Source organism: Alcanivorax sp. UBA3183, assembly GCF_002364155.1.
Taxonomy (GTDB): Bacteria; Pseudomonadota; Gammaproteobacteria; order Pseudomonadales; family Alcanivoracaceae; genus Alcanivorax; species Alcanivorax jadensis.
Genome location: NZ_DEXN01000009.1, coordinates 98,900 through 114,365 on the forward strand (window position 1 = coordinate 98,900; position 15,466 = coordinate 114,365).

Here is a 15,466-nt window from a genome sequence, read left to right on the forward strand (position 1 = left end):
CGCACCAGCCGCATCCATACCGCCGTGAAAATCGACCCGGCTTACCAGGAAGCGGTAGTTCACGTAGCCGACGCCTCCCGGGCCGTGGGTGTGGCCTCCAAGTTACTCTCCAAGACCGCCAAGGCCGACTATGTCGCGGAGCTGAAGGAAACCTACGAAGGCCTGCGTGTCCGTCGTAAACAGCAACAGGTAGATCGCAGCCTGATTTCCATCGAGCAGGCCCGACAGCATCGTTTCCAGCCAGACTGGTCCGGCTACACCCCGCCCGAGCCGAAGGTAAAAGGGCTGAAGGTTTTCGACGACTACCCGCTGGAAGATCTGGTTCAACGCATCGACTGGACACCCTTCTTCCGCTCCTGGGAGCTGGCTGGCAAGTTTCCACGCATTCTGGAAGACGAGGTGGTGGGCACGGAAGCCACCAAGCTCTACCGGGATGCCCAGGCCATGCTTGAGAAAATCGTTGAAGAAAAGTGGCTAACTGCCCGTGCTGTAATAGGTTTCTGGCCAGCAAACTCGGTCATGGACGACATCGAGCTGTACCGTAACCCGGGTGACAAGGAGGCGTTTATGACTCTCCACCACCTGCGCCAGCAGCTCGACCGGAGCAAGAATGACAAACCGGATTTCTGCCTTAGCGACTTTATCGCGCCCAGGGAAACCGGCCTCACCGACTGGCTGGGCGGCTTCGCCGTTACCGCAGGCAGCGGCATTGACGAACACGTGGCCCGCTTCGAGGCAGATCACGACGACTACTCCTCGATCATGATCAAGGCCCTGGCGGATCGTCTCGCCGAAGCCCTGGCCGAGCGCATGCACGAAAAAGTCCGCAAGGAATACTGGGGCTATGCCAATAACGAGGCGCTCAGCAATCAGGACATGATCAGCGAAAAATATCAGGGCATCCGCCCTGCCCCCGGTTACCCGGCCTGCCCGGACCACACCGAGAAAGCCCTGTTGTGGGAGCTGCTGGACCCGGAACAGAATGCCGGCATGACGCTGACGGAAAGCTACGCCATGCTGCCAGCCGCGGCTGTCTCCGGCTGGTACTTCTCACACCCGGAGGCCAAATACTTCGGCACTGGCAAGCTGGCCAAGGACCAGATGGACGACTATGCCGCCCGCAAGGGAATGACCCGCAAGGAAATTGAGCGGATGGTGCCACATCTGCTGGGTTATATGGACGAAGAACAGAGATGATTTGTACGAGGAGCGCCTCGAGAGGCGCTCCTCAACTGAGCTATTTCACCCGCGCTGATGCGGAAGCTCGAAACGGGCTTCCCATTCACTGGCATCGATGGATTCCTGGTAACCATGCCAGGTGGCATAGCCGAGCACCGGAAGCAGCACAGCAAGCCCCAGATAGGCCGTCAGCAGCCCCACCAGCAAACACACCCCGATTAGAAACGCCCACAGGAACAGCGCCAGCTTGTTGCGCAATACCGCATTAATGCTGGTAATCACCCCGGTCACCATATCCGTGCGACGATCCATGATCATCGGCAGCGAGAACACGCTGGCGGTAAAGATGATGGCGCAGAAAACCGCACCAACACTGCTGCCCACGCCGAAAAACAGCAGGATGTCATTCCAGTGCCATTCATTGACCGGGTAGAAGATGTAAATCAGGTTGGCCGCCCGCGCCCAGATCAGAAAGACCACAATCATTATCACGGTGTAGGTCAGCGCATCCCCCATGCAATGGCGGGCCTGACGCAGGCTTTCCCTGAGTGTCGGGGTCTGATTCTGCTGGATTTGAATACTGATATCGTAGAGGTTCAGGGCAAGGATCGGCCCGAGAAAAACAAAACCGGAAATCAGCCCCAGGTAGAGGCCCATATTGCCGAACCACCAGGTGGCAGCCGTGATCAGGTAACTGAGTCCGACCATGATAAACCCGTAGATCAGGCTCGGCCCCGGCGCGGCACGAAAGTCCTGCCAGCCCTTGCGCAACCAGCGCAAAGGCGCCGAAGGGGCAATGTTATGACAGGGAGCCACAAAGGGGCGGGTATCTTCTTCCTGATGATTGTTATCGTTGTTCATGACATGCCCGCGTGGTGAAACGATACCAGCTCAATCTTCGGCAATCTTCGCGGACACATCAAGACTGCCATGGGTGGCATCCAGATGACCGGGCAGTTCATCCTGAACACTGTGCATCACATCGCTGGCGGACCAGATGGCAGGAATCCCATAGCTGACCGCCAGGCTGGCAGCACCATTGCAGGGATCTTTCTCGGCGATAACCAGACCACCAGCCTGAACCAGCCAGGGCAACCAGGCAGGCTCCACCTGGTCGACGACCACAATATCCCCGGGGCAGATCCGATTCAGGCTCCAGGCACTGCACACCCGTCGTATCGGCCCCTCTACCCTGCCCGGCACCAGCGGCAAGCCCCGCAGCAGCGGACTAAGGCGTTGACCGCCGCCAAAACCGTAACCAATCTGATCCATTTTCCAGTCCGGCGCACCCTGCAAGCCGTCATCCAGGTAACGCAGTTTGCGGTCGCCAATCACCTCGCGATTGGCACTGGCAGGCAATTGCTGCGCCATCCAGAGCTGCCACAGTTCATCGAAGTACAGAAAATAAATATCATCCGGATGTTGCAGCCGTCCCTGATTCACCGCCACAGCACCCATGGCGCGCAGCAGACCACGCAGCCGGTTGCCGATGGCAAAGCGCAGGCCACGAGCCTGACGGGCCAGTGACAACCAGCGTGCATCTTCCACTGAAGGCTCGGCACAGCTGGGCAGATCCCCTGTGGCGCTGGCATACAAACCATTCAGATTGCCTGCCTGGGCCGGGCTTTCGTTCAATGGCGCGTGCACCGGGTCAGCCCCCGGGCGCAGGCTGGTTTCCCTTAATGCCTCGGACCGCCCCTTCACCAGAGCGTCAATGGCGTCCTTCTCAGAGCCGGTAACCAGCATTTTCAGGGGGAAAGGTGCCGTGTAGGAGTGACTGCGGTCCGGCAAGGCCAGGTATCCGACTTCCCCCTCAACGCTACTGAGCCGCTCACCCATGCCGTCAAGCTGCATGAAGGCTCGCCATAGCCCTTCCTGGGTAGCAGCTGGATGCTGCCAGCGTTTCAAGTCCCGGCCCACCCTGGCCAGCGTCAACTGATGCCGGTAAACAGTGAATCTGTCCACCAGGTTGCTGCCAGACACCGTATCGGCACGGCTCTCAAGCTGTTGCCATGCCGGCGGCAGGAAGCGGCTGGCCCCGGCGTGCTGACTCTGCAGCTCACGGAAAAATGCACAGTTGGTGTACAGGTGACTGTGCTGGCGACGGTAGGGTTCGACCTTGGCCAGCGATTGCCAGCCCTCACGGGCCACCAGAGGCTCCCAGAAGGCGGTCTTCAGCCAGCGCCCTGCCAGGGTGTACCACAATGGCGTTTCCACCTGAGTGAACAATCCGTTCCCTGCCCGGCGCGTCCATGCCTCCTTGGGCATGGGGAGCGACCCCACCGGCAGGGTTTGCAACAGCCACAACTGCTGCCCATCAAAGACCCATTCGCCCGCCTGGGGGCGCTGGAAATTTTGTTTAAGCTGCTCATGGAGCTCTCGCAACAGTGGCGCGCCAACCTGGTCACCAAGAGCCAGCTCCTCGTGGGAAGCATGCACCAGGCGGCCGTCATCATCGAAAATCAGCCGTTGGCGCTCGCTGCTACCATCAAGAACCCCTTCTACCACCATGTGAGGAAGGTCCTGTCTTAATGGGTGGCGGGTGAAGAGCACGCCGGCGGCCTGCTGGCGCGGCAATGCCTGGATCACCACATGATCCGGCCCCTGTTCACGCTGGAAGATGCTGCGTAACGCCGCCGCAAGAGATTCATCGGAATCCAGATTGAGCAGACTTTCACGCTGGGAATCCGGATTCATCGGGCCTTGTTGCAGGACCCAATAACGTTCTTCGCTGAACATGCGCGGCAAGGCGCGCAGTTGTTGTGCCAGGGATTCCGGGGAGCTGTCCTGCACCACCTCCCGTTTCACCCGCCAGCTCGGCGGCACAGGCAGCCCCATGGCCGCCCAGCGCTGCAGGTTTTCGCTGCCCTGCGCGTCAGCAGTCAGTACTTCAATGCCCATGACCTGATTCTTGTTTGACGATGTTTTTCGACAGCCGCAGCCCTAACCAGTACAACACCGGTATCAGCAACAGCGCCCCAATAGCGATTGCCGCGGCAATTCCCCCGAACAGTACCGGCGCCTTCATCAAGGTGCTCATCAGCGAATCCTGCCAGTAGAAGAACCACTCATTTTCGGCAGGAAATAGCCACACGTGTAACTGATAGAAAACCTGAGTCGGCCCGGCAACGGCCAACCACGCTATCACAGCCCCTACCCCGAAAACAGTTATCCCCATGCGCTGCCGCATGGGCGGTATCCCCACGCGGATACACAACAAGGCCAGCGGCAGCCACAGCAACGCCAGGGCCAGCATCAACCAGCGCCCGAAATCAATCAGGTCTGCCACATCCTGCAAATGGCGGACCTCCGCGTCATGCAGCAACGGTATCGGTGCCCTGCCCGGTAGCGTGTAGTGAATATCTGCCAGGCCTTCGCCCTGGTCGTGAACGGCATCGCGGATTTGCTCGAATGCCCGATGGTGTTGCTCGCTCGGCAATTGCTCAAAACCGTAACGGAAGCGATTCTGGGGACCGTATTCTTCTATGTGCGCACCGATATCGAGCTGCTGATACCAGAAGCCATACCCATAATTTACCTGGCTGTACAGCGCCCAACTGATCAGCACGGAAAGCAATACAGCCGTGACAGCGTAGAAGAACCACACTAAAGTGGCAGCGATCGGGCATTTTTGTACTGTTTTTTTCATAGCACCCCACAAGCATAAACCAGAATAATAAACAGAGGACGTAGCGCCATGCGACCGCTCTTCATGTCGATAGCCCTTTTTTTGGGCGCCATCGCCATTACCGGCTGTACCACCACACTTCCCATCACCAATGATCGTTTTGCCAGGCAGGCCCTGGAAGCCGATTATTACCAGGTTCGCATCCCGACCCGGGACGGCAAGAAACTGGCTGCCACGGTATATCAACCGGAGCTGCAGAGTGGCCAGAGTGCGCCACTGGTGATTGCCACCCATGGCTTTGGCGGCTTCCGCGCCAAGCGGCCGCTATCCGTGTACGGCAAGGCCATTCTCACTGGTGAAGCCACCATTGCCGCCTGGAAAGCCGGCTACTGGGTGGTCTTCTATGACCAGCGTGGCTGGGGCCAGTCCGATGGCCGAGTCCATATGATGGACCCGGATTATGAAGTGGCGGACCTGAGTCAGGTGATCGACTGGTCCCTGTCCCATCTGCCCGGCGTTCAACGCCTGGAAGACGGCAGCCCGGCCATCGGCATGATCGGCGAATCCTACGGTGCCGGCTTGCAAACCCTGGCGGCATTTACCGAGCCTCGTCTGAAAGCCCTGGTGCCGCTCACCGGTTGGTACGACATGAACAGTATCGCCCCCAATGGCGAATTTCGCACTGCCTGGGGCGCAGTATTACTTGGCTTTGGCGGAATCAATAGCGGTTTTGATATTGGCGAGATGTTTGCCGACCCCTGGCGCAGCGCTTTCGATGGCACTGTCAGCCGAGACATGCAGGCACTGATGTACGAACGCAGCGCTGCCAGTTTCTGCGACCAGGGCAAGACACCCTATGCCGATGCCCTCTTTATTCAGGGCTTCAGTGACAGCCTGTTCCCTTTCCAGCAGGCAGAAATGAACTACGACTGCTGGCAGGCACAGGGTCGCGATGCCCGGATCATCGGTATGGAAAGCGGCCACGTGATGCCCTGGCCAATCCAGAAATGGCGTGGCTGGTTACCCTTTTACCAAACCGACGACATGGTTCACTGTGGCGACTATAGCGAAACCACCGTGGACACCATTATCAACTGGTGGGACGAGAAACTGCGCGGCGAAGAACCCAGCGTACCGCAATACTGCATCAATGTTACCAGCGACCGGGGGCTTGCCATGGAGGGCGAAGGCATTATGGATGGCGGAAGCCGCTATGCTCTCTCCCCTACCCGTGTGACCATTCCCCTGGCCGGTGCCTTCGAGTGGTTGATGGCCGGTTTCGATATCGGCGGTGACATGTTCCGTGCCATGTGGCCCGGTGCCGACCTGCGGGAATTGAAACCCAATGGCGGCTTCGGGCGCCCCAAATTTGTTCCCCTCTATGTGGCCCGAGGCGATGATGAAGTTCTGCTGGGCAAGCCACGCATTGAGCTGAACCTGGCCGGTACCTCCGGTGGCAAAAGCATGCCCGTATTTGTGGGGGTGGGGATTCAGCACGCCAATCGCCGTCGGGTACACGTTGCCAGCGAACAACTGACACCCCTGCCGAAAAAGGGCATCCACAACATGGAATTACCGGCGGTTAGCCAGCCGCTTGAAGACGGGGATCGTGTTGGCCTGATTATTTACGGATTTACGGCCCAGTTCCCGCTGAACTCCGCCTTCCTGGCCAGAAACGCCACGGTCAAAGGGGATATATGGTTACCGTTGACCCGTGAAGAGGCTATTTCGCTGGTACCGGAGCGACCTTTCTAACCGCAAAAGTCGGTGGGAGAAAGAGGGTGCGGGAATACATGACGTAGTAAATTCCACGCCCTCTCATTGATTGACCTGTACAGGCACCACGGCGGACCGTTGGCGCGCGAACTCGTCCGCCGCAAAGCCTTCCAGGCCATCCTCGAAATACAGGCTTACCGTAAAGCGCAGCTCTTCCGGCTGCGGCCATCCATGCAGAGAATATCCCAGGTTGGGCCACTGGCCGGGGAACTGCTCGGGTTCAACGGCCAGCGAAGCATCATCCTGATAAATCAGCGCCAACGGCGTTTCCATCAGTTCATCAGGAACGGTCAGGTGAGTGAGCAAGGCAAAATCACGCTTGCTGTCAAACAGTATCCAGTTGGCATCCATGGTCATGGTCTGATCTGCAAAGTCCTGATCATCCGCTTTGCCGTCAACAATGACCGGGTTATCGACAAAATTTGCCGTATACACAGCGGCCCCTGACTGACCATTTCCATCCACCGTCACCGACACTTCCGGCTCTTTTAGTGTAGCCCGGTAAAGATCCGGAATTTTGGCGTAGGTGTGGGCTTCGTAATGAGAGGCATAACGCATGGCTTGCACCTGGATGGTCATGACGGGAATCCCGGCCAGCACCACCCGGGTACGCAGATGCATGACCGATCGGATCGGCCCCACAGAAAAACCCACGCGTTTCGGTCGCAGATTATGGTTATCCAGTGTCATGCGGGTAAACCGGGACAGCACCCCGGCGCTCATGCGCATCTTCAAGGTATCAATGATGGAACCTTCTCCCTGATACCCGCGGTAGCCCAGATAATGCCAGTTCAGTTCATTGTCTGGATCCACGTCCAGTCGATAGAGCGCTGTGCGGGTTTCCCCGCTGTCGACATCGTGGGCCACATAATAATTGCCACTACGCTCATTGTTGCCTCGCACCAGATAAAAATGGCAACTATCGGCAACGGTGAGTTCGCTGATCACTTCGCCCTGTTCAGGCTCGAGCCCCTCCGGAGCGTGCGGTCCGGCATCTGTCAGCATCATCAAAAGCTGGTCATCTGCATCCAGCTGGCCCGGTGAACCGGCAAGCGCAAAGCCGGAATCCTCAAACCAGACCATGCCCTTCCGGTCCATTTCATCAAACTGATAGGCCACCGGGACAAAACGTCCCCCCTCAACCCGCATTACCGACAGTGCCGACAGCTCCATTGCGGATGCAGCCGGGAGCTGGGCACCGGAAATTTTCACCACTCGGCCGCGGTCAAGAGGGTCGAAGCGACACTGGGCGTCGGCCGTAGCGGCGAGAATCAGCGTACTGAAAGCCAGGAGGAGGCGAAGCGTCATATTATTGCTGCAGAGTTGCCCGAACAGTTGCAGTGCCGGATTTGCCTCCCGGCGTCATTTCCAGATTCCCCAGTTGCACCCCTTTTTCTTGCAGGGACTGCAACCAGAGCAGGGTCTGGGCGGCGGGCTGATCTTCAAGCTGGATACGCACAGAACGGTTGCCATCCGGGGAGAACCCTTTCAGGGTAAGGCCGAAATCATCCGCGCTGCGGCTCACATCACTGACCCAGTTCTCGGGCAAACTGCTACTGCCGTTGCTGCCGGCACGGGCCGCCTGCACCGCGCCGCTGTTAGCGTTGATCCATTCCAGCGTCTGCATGTTAGCCACGTATTGCTGACGAGCCTGATCCCGGGCAGCCAGTGACGGTGCCCAGATCAGCCAGTACAGCACCACGAAAAGCGCCACCACGGCGAGTACTTTGAGGACGATCTGTTCGCGAGCCTCGCGGCTGGCATACCACTGCTCCAGCTGAGACCAGCGTTCGGAGGCCAGTTTCTTCAATTCATCAGATGTCATCCTGGCTGCTCCACCTTGATCCGTGCACTGACGCCCTGGGCGCCGTTGCGATAATTGGCAATGGAGGCATTGCCCCCCTGCTTTCTTATGGCGTTCTGCAAGGTTTCAAGCTGGGCATAATCCTTGGCACCCACATCCACCAGCAACACATTCTGGCGCTGATCATACTGGAGCCGCTTGGGCTCCATTTTCATGTCCTTGAGCACCTGCGCTACCGGCGCCAGCAGCGGGAAGAATGCCGCACCGCCACCATCAGATCCGCCACCAAGGCGGGCCAGGCGGCCCTGAAACTGGCGATTCAATGCAGAGGTTGCCTTGTCTCCGGGAAACAGCTGCTCGTAACGATCCTTGGCTTGCGTCAGGGCGGCATCCGCCGCCTGCTGGTAACGCCATTGCTGGACCCAAACAGCCACTACGGCAATCAGGAAGACAGCGGCGGCCAGATAGGCAACCGGACGCCAGGGCCCAAGCAGCGCACTTTCCCTGCGGGTCTGGCGCGGCATATAGGGGCCGGTAAGCAGCTCCTGGCCATGGCGATGGCGCAGGTCAGCAAACAGGGCTTGCAGGTCGACCTGACGGGCCTGATCCAGGCTGTCGCCTAACAGGGGAGCAAACGCTTCCTGCTGGTCTTCGTCGATGACCAGACCCTGCTCCCGATCAATTAACAACAATTGCTGGCCATTCCCCAGGTCTGCAGTTAAAGGCAGCATGGCCTGCAGGCAATCCGCATCGACCTGTAACGAGGCCAGGTGGGCACCGGCCTCCCCCGCCCATTGCTTGAGGTTGGTGATCAGTTCGCGACGCACCGCCGACACCTGATAGTCGTCGCCACTACCCTTGCGGGAAACGAACCAAAGGTCATCCGGATTATCGAGCAGCTGTTCTTCCAGCAAATAAGGAAGCACGCGCTGGAGGTGACGCGCCTGTTTGCGGCTGAGAGTGACATGGGTCAGCCTTGCACAGGAGACACTGACAACCACAGAGACTTTGCTGCCCTGACAGGCAGCCAGTGCCTCACCCAGCGCAAGCCATTGTACGGTTTCACCGTTGCGGGACTGGTACAGCACCGGGCTGTCCGGTTGCCATTCGGTTTCCCCGGCACCGGCAAGGTAAATCAAGGGAGCATCTGCCACGCTAATCCGTCCTTCCATCATTATTCTTCAGCATGTGCCACGCTATAGCGGGGCTACATCTGGCTTTTATCAGGTGCCGTCAGCATTGTAGAAGGGATTGCACGCCGGTTCGAGTGGCGTCAGCAGTGGACTGACCTGACGACTGAACACGGAGGTTGTTTTCCCTTGGCCATTGGCACGATGAAGGCGGCTGACCAGGCGACTGAGCTGGCCGTCCACTTCCACATCTACCATTACCTGAAAATACTCACTGCTGACACCCAATAGACTGGCAAGATCATTCTTCACATTGGCGGAAAGGCCATTGAAAGCCCCCAGCTGCATCATACTGTTTATATCGGTGATGGGCTCCTCCTTGCGCGCCTGCAGTACTGCCTGTACTGCTGCGGCGCCAGCCACGTCACCAATAACGGCATCCAGCACTTGCGGCGGCGCAGTATTCACATTCAACGTGGTGCCCAAGGGTAACGCAGTGAACAGCCCCCACACCATGGCGTCCTTGGGCTGGTCTGTTAGGCGGAAACTAAGCAACGCGCGCAACTCGGATTCGTGCGCCGCCGGCATATTAGGTGTGCGGCGGCTACGGTATTCCGGATCTTCCGCCCCTTCCACATTGTCGACAATATTGTTGCTGTCCAGCCAGTCGGCCATTTCATTGGCCAGCCGCGAAGCATTGGCCTCACCGGGAAAGGTCTGCTCGATCAGGCGGGTCAATTGAGAGATGGCCTGGGGGCTGCGAATAAACTCATCACCGGAAGCAGTGATCAGCCAGTTCAGATTAAAGCGACCCTGCAGATCCTGAACGCTGGCACTGAGCATGGCATCGTCGTAGGGCGTCGGCGGCAACTGCACTGCCCACTGCTCCTCGACACAGTCGTCCACCATGGCATTGTTATTGCGATCATCATCCAGATCATCGATCAGCCCCTGCTGGGCCACCACTTCAGCCGCCATGGCGTATTGATAGCGTTTATCCCATTGCAGCAGGTTATCTGCCCGGGTCAGGAACCGATCCTGGCGGAAGATAATTTCCAGGGTAATGGTGGTCAGAATAGCGAACAGCATCAGCACGATAATCAGTGCCACCCCCTGCTGCTTTCTTCGAGGCGTCAGGCCCATGGATTCACCACCGTACGGTAAAACCGGTGAATGGTATCGCCATCTTCCAGCTCGATTTCCACCTCGATGCTTTTCGGTAACCGTTGCTGCCAGACCGGAACGGCAGCCAAGGCCACGTCCGGCCACAGTTCCAGCCATTGCCACTCGCCCTGTGGAGTCTTGTCCAGATAACGCACCGTAAAACGGGCCACGTCGTCGATCAGCACGTCTTCCTGATATTCGGTGGCCACATTGGTATCAAGCACCGGCCAGTAACGGCGATAGAGTTTGCCATCTTCCAGGGTATAGATAACCCGCTGCATTTCGCTGCGCTGTCGCAGCCCGAAGGGGTTGGACCAACCCAGCCGGGTAAATTCCACATAATTGTCACGCCCGATGATGGCGGGCTGCGGGTCACCATAGGGGTCGCGGACCGGACGACTGATCAGCTGTTCGAAATCCAGGGTCAGGTAGGTGATGGCGCGCTGGTTGCGTTCCATGATGCTAGCGTTGGCATTGAGTTGCTCACGGCCCTGCAGCGCACTGCCGAGGAAACTGGCTACCCACACATAGATAAACGCAAAGATGGCGATAGTGACAACCATCTCCAGCAGCGTGAACCCTTTGTTCGCAGAGCGCCCTGTGATCATGACGCCGGCTTGCCGATCAAGCTAGCCAAGCGGTAGGCCATACCACCCTTGTCGTCACCCTGAAGCGGGCCCACTTCGATATCCACACGCCGGGTATCCGGGTAAGGGCCTTCTGAAATGGTGGTTTCTATCCACCAGTCACGGCCGTTACGGGTGACTTCACTGTCGGAGGTGCCCGTGGTTGGCCATTGCTGGTACACCTGCATTTCCACCAGTTTGTCAGACGCCACCAGGAACCCCAGATGGGTCTCGTTGATATTGGTGTAAGCCCTGGCAGTGGCGCCCATGCTCTGGCCGAGAGTGACCATAACCAGCGCCAGAATGGACACGGCGACCAGCACTTCGACCAACGTAAAACCCCGCTGTCCACTCCTCACTGTTCGCTCTCCTCGTCATCCCTGGCGTCGGGATCACTGAACTGGCCCAGGGCGGACACACGCAAACGTTGCTCAGCTTCCAGATCATCATAGGCACGAAGCGTCAGTGTCAGCGGCGAGACCTCACCACTGGGGAAGAAAAACACCTGGGGAAAAACCGCCTCGTCCTGATCGGAGTCGTCGCTTTGTTCGCCATCAAGCAATTCCTTGCCCGACCCGGCCATCACATCGTCCTGAACCAGGGTTTCGGCCACCTCACTCAGGCTGGCCTGATCTTCACCCAGATCATCCAGCTCCCAGACCAGTTCCAGTGAAGGCGGCAGTTTGTGAGCCTTCAGCGCCGTATCATCCACGGGCAGAAAATCACCCTCGATTCTGTCGTAGGCCAGTGGGGTCCAGCCGGTGGCTTCCAGTCGCAGGGCCAGCAATTGACCGGAGAAAAGGCTGCGCTCATTGAGTAGTGCCAAGGTGTCTTCCAGGCGGGCGGCTTCCTCCTCGAGCTGTCGGTCGTCGCTGGTCCAGTTGCCCTGGGACACCAGCACCGCCGTGAGCAGCCCCATCAGCATCACCACCACCATGATTTCCAGCAGTGTGAATCCAGCCTGACCGACGGGGCGTAGGCGCATGTTACTGAATGTCGCGCCAGTTGATGTCCGCATCAGAACCTTCACCACCCTCTACCCCATCGGCGCCAAGGGAAAGCAGATCGAAAGGCCCTTCGACACCGGGGCTGATATAGACATAGTCGTTATTCCAGGCATCCTCGGGTACGCTGGACAGATAACCGCCGTCAGGCCATTTGCGGGCAGACGCCGGGCGCTCAACCAATGCATTGAGCCCTTCTTCACTGGAGGGGTAACTGCCGTTGTTGAACTTGTAGAGATCCAGCTGCTGGACAATCTTGCCCATGTTGGCCTTGGTCAAGTCCACTTTAGCCCCTTCACCCTGGCCGATAACATTGGGCACGATAACTGCGGCCAGCAGGCCGATAATGGCCACAACCACCATAATTTCCAGCAGGGTAAACCCCGACATGGCGCCTTTCGTTTTCATTCTTCCACCTATCCGGCTAGTAAATTGTTCATCTGCATGATGGGCAACATGACCGACAGCACGATAAGCACCACCACACCCGCCATGAACAGCAGCATGATGGGGCCCAGCAGGCCCACCATAGTACTGACAGTGCTACTCAGTTCCCGTTCCTGGTAATCCGCCGCCCGGGTGAGCATATGATCCAGCTCACCGCTGGCTTCGCCACTGGCAATCATCTGTACCAGCATGGGCGGAAAATACCCACTGGCATCCAGGGCCCGACTCAGGCTACCGCCCTCGCGAACCTTGGCGGCGGCATTCTTGACCGCGTTTCTTACCTCAAGGTTACCGACCACCTGGGCGGCAATAAAGAGGGCATCCACCAGGGGGACCCCGGAACGACCGAGAATCCCAAGAGTGCTGGCGAGGCGGGCACTGTCGGCGGCCCTCAACATGGTGCCCACCATCGGCATGGTGACCAGCCTGCGGTGCACCCGCAAACGGAATGCGGGGTCGCGCATCGCCCGCATGAAAGCCACAATCGCGACTATAATCAGCAGCATCAGCAGCCAGCCCCAGTCGCGGGTAAAGTCGCTGAGAGCCATAACAATACGGGTCAATAACGGTAAAGACTGGTCCCGTCCTTCGAACACAGCCACCAGTTTGGGCACCACGAAGGTCATCATCAGCATGATGACAATGGTGGCAAACACCATGATAAAGGCTGGGTAGATCATCGCCTGAGCGACCGAGCGCCCGGTGTCATGGCGGGTCTCCAGGTAATCCGCCAATTGCTCGAGGACCTGTTCCAGGTGACCGCTCTGCTCGCCTGCCGCCACGGTGGCACGGTACATTTCCGGGAAAGCTCGAGGAAAAGATTCGAAGCTGTGGGCAAGACTGAAGCCCTCGCGCACCCTGGCGCGAACCGCCAGGATGATCCGTTCGATACGGTCATTGGCAGCCTGCTTGGCCACCGCCGAAAGGGCCTGCTCGACAGGCAGGCCGGATTTGAGAAGCGTGGCCAGTTGACGGGTCAACAATGCCTGCTCGGCGCCATTGAGCTTGCCGGAACCGGAAAAACGCCCCAGGCCGGCAGAGCTGCTGCTGTCCTGAGCCTCGTTGACCTCAATGGGAACCCAGCCCTTGTCACGGAGCTGTTGGCGTACCTGGCGAGCACTGTCGGCTTCCAGGGTGCCTTTCTTGATTTTGCCCCTGTGATCCAGGGATCGGTATTCGAATGCAGGCATGGATCAGGGGTCCGGTCAGTCTTCGCGGGTCACACGCAATACTTCTTCGACACTGGTGTGTCCACCCAGTACTTTACGCCAGCCATCCTCGCGGATGCCACTGGTGAGGGTACGGGCGTGTCGGTTCAATGCCAGCTCGCCTGCCTGGTCATGGATCAGCTGGCGCATGGTTTCATCAATCAGTACCAACTCGTATATACCAGTTCGCCCACGGTAGCCCTGCTGATTACAGGCATCACAACCGTTTGGATGATAGAGCGTACAGGATTCCCCTTCCGGCAACCCTATCATTCTCAACTCGCTGGCACTGGGCTGGTACGGCGTCTTGCAGTCATCACACAAGACCCTCACCAGCCGCTGCGCCAGCGCGCCAAGCAGGGAGCTGGAGAGCAGGAAGGGCTCGATCCCCATATCCTGCAGCCGGGTCATGGCGCCCACGGCAGTATTGGTATGTAGCGTAGAGAGCACCAGGTGACCAGTGAGTGATGCCTGCACGGCAATTTCAGCCGTTTCCAGGTCACGGATTTCACCCACCATCACCACATCCGGATCTTGGCGAAGAATCGCGCGCAGCCCGCGAGCAAAGGTCATATCCACCTTGGTGTTGACCTGAGTCTGGCCGATACCTTCGAGTTGATACTCGATGGGATCTTCCACAGTGAGAATGTTACGGGTGCTGTCGTTGAGATCCGCCAGTGAGGCGTACAGCGTGGTGGTCTTACCGGACCCGGTAGGCCCGGTGACCAGAATAATACCGTGGGGCTTGTGAATCAGCTCGCGCATGTGCTGGTCGCAGACATCGCCCATGCCCAGATGGGACAGCTGTAGTCGCCCTGCCTGCTTGTCGAGCAGACGCAATACCACACGCTCACCATTGCTGGAGGGCATGGTGGACACCCGCACATCCACGTCCCGGCCACCGATTCTCAGGGAGATACGGCCGTCCTGGGGAATCCGTTTCTCGGCAATGTCCAGCCGTGCCATTACCTTGATACGCGAAACCAGTAGTGGCGCGAGCTCCCGTTTCGGGGTGAGTATTTCACGCAATACCCCATCGACCCGCATGCGAACTACCAGGCGGCGCTCGAAGGTTTCAATATGAATATCGGAGGCATCCTCGCGGATCGCTTCCTGCAACAGGGCGTTGATCAGCCGGATAATCGGCGCATCATCTTCCTGTTCCAGCAAATCAGAGGTTTCCGGCAATGAATCCGCGAGACTGGCCAGATCCAGTCCTTCCAGATCACCGGCCGCCTCCGCGGCAGCGCCGCGCTGCTGCTCATAGGCGATGGCCATGGCAGAGGTAAAAGCAGCATCATCCATGGGTACCAGCGACGGCAGCCGACCTATATAACGCTGGACCTCACTAAGCGCGGACAGCGGCACATCCTTTCGGTAGCACAACTCGCGGTGGCCATCCTTTTCTCGCAACAGCACACCATAGCGCCGGGCAAACCCATAAGGCAGCAGCGACGGGGGAAGGTCTTTATTTTCCGGCGTCTCGATGTGCTCGCTCAT

General features: G+C 58.5%; 15 protein-coding genes. 2 read left to right on the forward strand and 13 right to left on the reverse strand.

The window, feature by feature from the left end; all coding sequences use genetic code 11:
* Positions 1-1,197: vitamin B12 dependent-methionine synthase activation domain-containing protein (locus B3Q33_RS03565; RefSeq protein ID WP_286826917.1), on the forward strand; the 1,197-nt coding region annotated here is incomplete at its 5' end.
* Between the two features lie 45 nt (positions 1,198-1,242).
* On the opposite strand, the gene B3Q33_RS03570 is transcribed toward B3Q33_RS03565, so the two are convergent.
* Genes B3Q33_RS03570 through B3Q33_RS03580 form a run of 3 tightly spaced genes read right to left on the reverse strand, consistent with a single transcriptional unit; the run spans position 1,243 to position 4,840 of the window.
* On the reverse strand, positions 1,243-2,040 hold the full coding sequence (locus B3Q33_RS03570; protein WP_272961784.1) for a DUF2189 domain-containing protein: 798 nt from the start codon (positions 2,038-2,040) through the stop codon (positions 1,243-1,245).
* Between the two features lie 30 nt (positions 2,041-2,070).
* On the reverse strand, positions 2,071-4,080 hold the full coding sequence (locus B3Q33_RS03575; protein ID WP_272961783.1) for a PEP-utilizing enzyme: 2,010 nt from the start codon (positions 4,078-4,080) through the stop codon (positions 2,071-2,073).
* On the reverse strand, positions 4,070-4,840 hold the full coding sequence (locus tag B3Q33_RS03580; protein ID WP_286826920.1) for a DUF1461 domain-containing protein: 771 nt from the start codon (positions 4,838-4,840) through the stop codon (positions 4,070-4,072). The genes B3Q33_RS03575 and B3Q33_RS03580 overlap by 11 nt, the downstream gene beginning before the upstream one ends.
* Before the next feature lie 36 nt (positions 4,841-4,876).
* Between B3Q33_RS03580 and B3Q33_RS03585 the strand changes: the two genes are divergently transcribed.
* Entirely contained in the window at positions 4,877-6,562 is a 1,686-nt protein-coding gene (locus B3Q33_RS03585) for an alpha/beta hydrolase (protein ID WP_272961781.1), read from the forward strand.
* Between the two features lie 63 nt (positions 6,563-6,625).
* On the opposite strand, the gene B3Q33_RS03590 is transcribed toward B3Q33_RS03585, so the two are convergent.
* From B3Q33_RS03590 to gspE, 10 genes are all read right to left on the reverse strand, one after another.
* The gene (locus B3Q33_RS03590; protein ID WP_272961780.1) at positions 6,626-7,891 is read right to left on the reverse strand and encodes a hypothetical protein; all 1,266 of its coding nucleotides are present in this window, start codon (positions 7,889-7,891) and stop codon (positions 6,626-6,628) included.
* A gap of 1 nt (position 7,892) precedes the next feature.
* Positions 7,893-8,408 carry a type II secretion system protein GspM gene (gspM, locus tag B3Q33_RS03595; RefSeq protein ID WP_272961779.1) on the reverse strand — a complete coding sequence of 172 codons (516 nt, stop codon included), beginning with the start codon at positions 8,406-8,408 and terminating at the stop codon, positions 7,893-7,895.
* Positions 8,405-9,541: a type II secretion system protein GspL gene (gene gspL / locus B3Q33_RS03600; RefSeq protein ID WP_272961778.1), complete on the reverse strand. Its 1,137-nt coding sequence runs from the start codon at positions 9,539-9,541 to the stop codon at positions 8,405-8,407. Before gspL ends, gspM begins: the two co-directional genes overlap by 4 nt.
* 69 nt (positions 9,542-9,610) lie before the next feature.
* Complete coding sequence (gspK, locus tag B3Q33_RS03605) at positions 9,611-10,660, reverse strand: type II secretion system minor pseudopilin GspK (protein ID WP_272961777.1); 1,050 nt, start codon at positions 10,658-10,660, stop codon at positions 9,611-9,613.
* Positions 10,651-11,289 carry a type II secretion system minor pseudopilin GspJ gene (gene gspJ, locus B3Q33_RS03610; RefSeq protein ID WP_035244460.1) on the reverse strand — a complete coding sequence of 213 codons (639 nt, stop codon included), beginning with the start codon at positions 11,287-11,289 and terminating at the stop codon, positions 10,651-10,653. The genes gspK and gspJ overlap by 10 nt, the downstream gene beginning before the upstream one ends.
* Positions 11,286-11,666, reverse strand: coding sequence for a type II secretion system minor pseudopilin GspI (gene gspI / locus B3Q33_RS03615; protein WP_035244461.1), 381 nt, complete (start codon positions 11,664-11,666; stop codon positions 11,286-11,288). The genes gspJ and gspI overlap by 4 nt, the downstream gene beginning before the upstream one ends.
* On the reverse strand, positions 11,663-12,292 hold the full coding sequence (gene gspH, locus B3Q33_RS03620) for a type II secretion system minor pseudopilin GspH (RefSeq protein ID WP_272961776.1): 630 nt from the start codon (positions 12,290-12,292) through the stop codon (positions 11,663-11,665). The genes gspI and gspH overlap by 4 nt, the downstream gene beginning before the upstream one ends.
* Position 12,293: 1 nt before the next feature.
* On the reverse strand, positions 12,294-12,719 hold the full coding sequence (gene gspG / locus B3Q33_RS03625; RefSeq protein ID WP_035244463.1) for a type II secretion system major pseudopilin GspG: 426 nt from the start codon (positions 12,717-12,719) through the stop codon (positions 12,294-12,296).
* A gap of 8 nt (positions 12,720-12,727) precedes the next feature.
* Complete coding sequence (gene gspF, locus B3Q33_RS03630; RefSeq protein ID WP_035244465.1) at positions 12,728-13,948, reverse strand: type II secretion system inner membrane protein GspF; 1,221 nt, start codon at positions 13,946-13,948, stop codon at positions 12,728-12,730.
* Between the two features lie 15 nt (positions 13,949-13,963).
* Positions 13,964-15,466: a type II secretion system ATPase GspE gene (gspE, locus tag B3Q33_RS03635; RefSeq protein WP_052042421.1), complete on the reverse strand. Its 1,503-nt coding sequence runs from the start codon at positions 15,464-15,466 to the stop codon at positions 13,964-13,966.

What these genes read in the sequence shown, in the direction of transcription:
- B3Q33_RS03570 (WP_272961784.1), bottom strand. Translation starts at nt 2,040, where the DNA reads ATGAACAACGATAACAATCATCAGGAAGAAGATACCCGCCCCTTTGTG.
- B3Q33_RS03575 (WP_272961783.1), bottom strand. Translation starts at nt 4,080, where the DNA reads ATGGGCATTGAAGTACTGACTGCTGACGCGCAGGGCAGCGAAAACCTG.
- B3Q33_RS03585 (WP_272961781.1), top strand. Translation starts at nt 4,877, where the DNA reads ATGCGACCGCTCTTCATGTCGATAGCCCTTTTTTTGGGCGCCATCGCC.
- B3Q33_RS03590 (WP_272961780.1), bottom strand. Translation starts at nt 7,891, where the DNA reads ATGACGCTTCGCCTCCTCCTGGCTTTCAGTACGCTGATTCTCGCCGCT.
- gspM (WP_272961779.1), bottom strand. Translation starts at nt 8,408, where the DNA reads ATGACATCTGATGAATTGAAGAAACTGGCCTCCGAACGCTGGTCTCAG.
- gspK (WP_272961777.1), bottom strand. Translation starts at nt 10,660, where the DNA reads ATGGGCCTGACGCCTCGAAGAAAGCAGCAGGGGGTGGCACTGATTATC.
- gspJ (WP_035244460.1), bottom strand. Translation starts at nt 11,289, where the DNA reads ATGATCACAGGGCGCTCTGCGAACAAAGGGTTCACGCTGCTGGAGATG.
- gspH (WP_272961776.1), bottom strand. Translation starts at nt 12,292, where the DNA reads ATGCGCCTACGCCCCGTCGGTCAGGCTGGATTCACACTGCTGGAAATC.
- gspG (WP_035244463.1), bottom strand. Translation starts at nt 12,719, where the DNA reads ATGAAAACGAAAGGCGCCATGTCGGGGTTTACCCTGCTGGAAATTATG.
- gspF (WP_035244465.1), bottom strand. Translation starts at nt 13,948, where the DNA reads ATGCCTGCATTCGAATACCGATCCCTGGATCACAGGGGCAAAATCAAG.
- gspE (WP_052042421.1), bottom strand. Translation starts at nt 15,466, where the DNA reads ATGAGCGAGCACATCGAGACGCCGGAAAATAAAGACCTTCCCCCGTCG.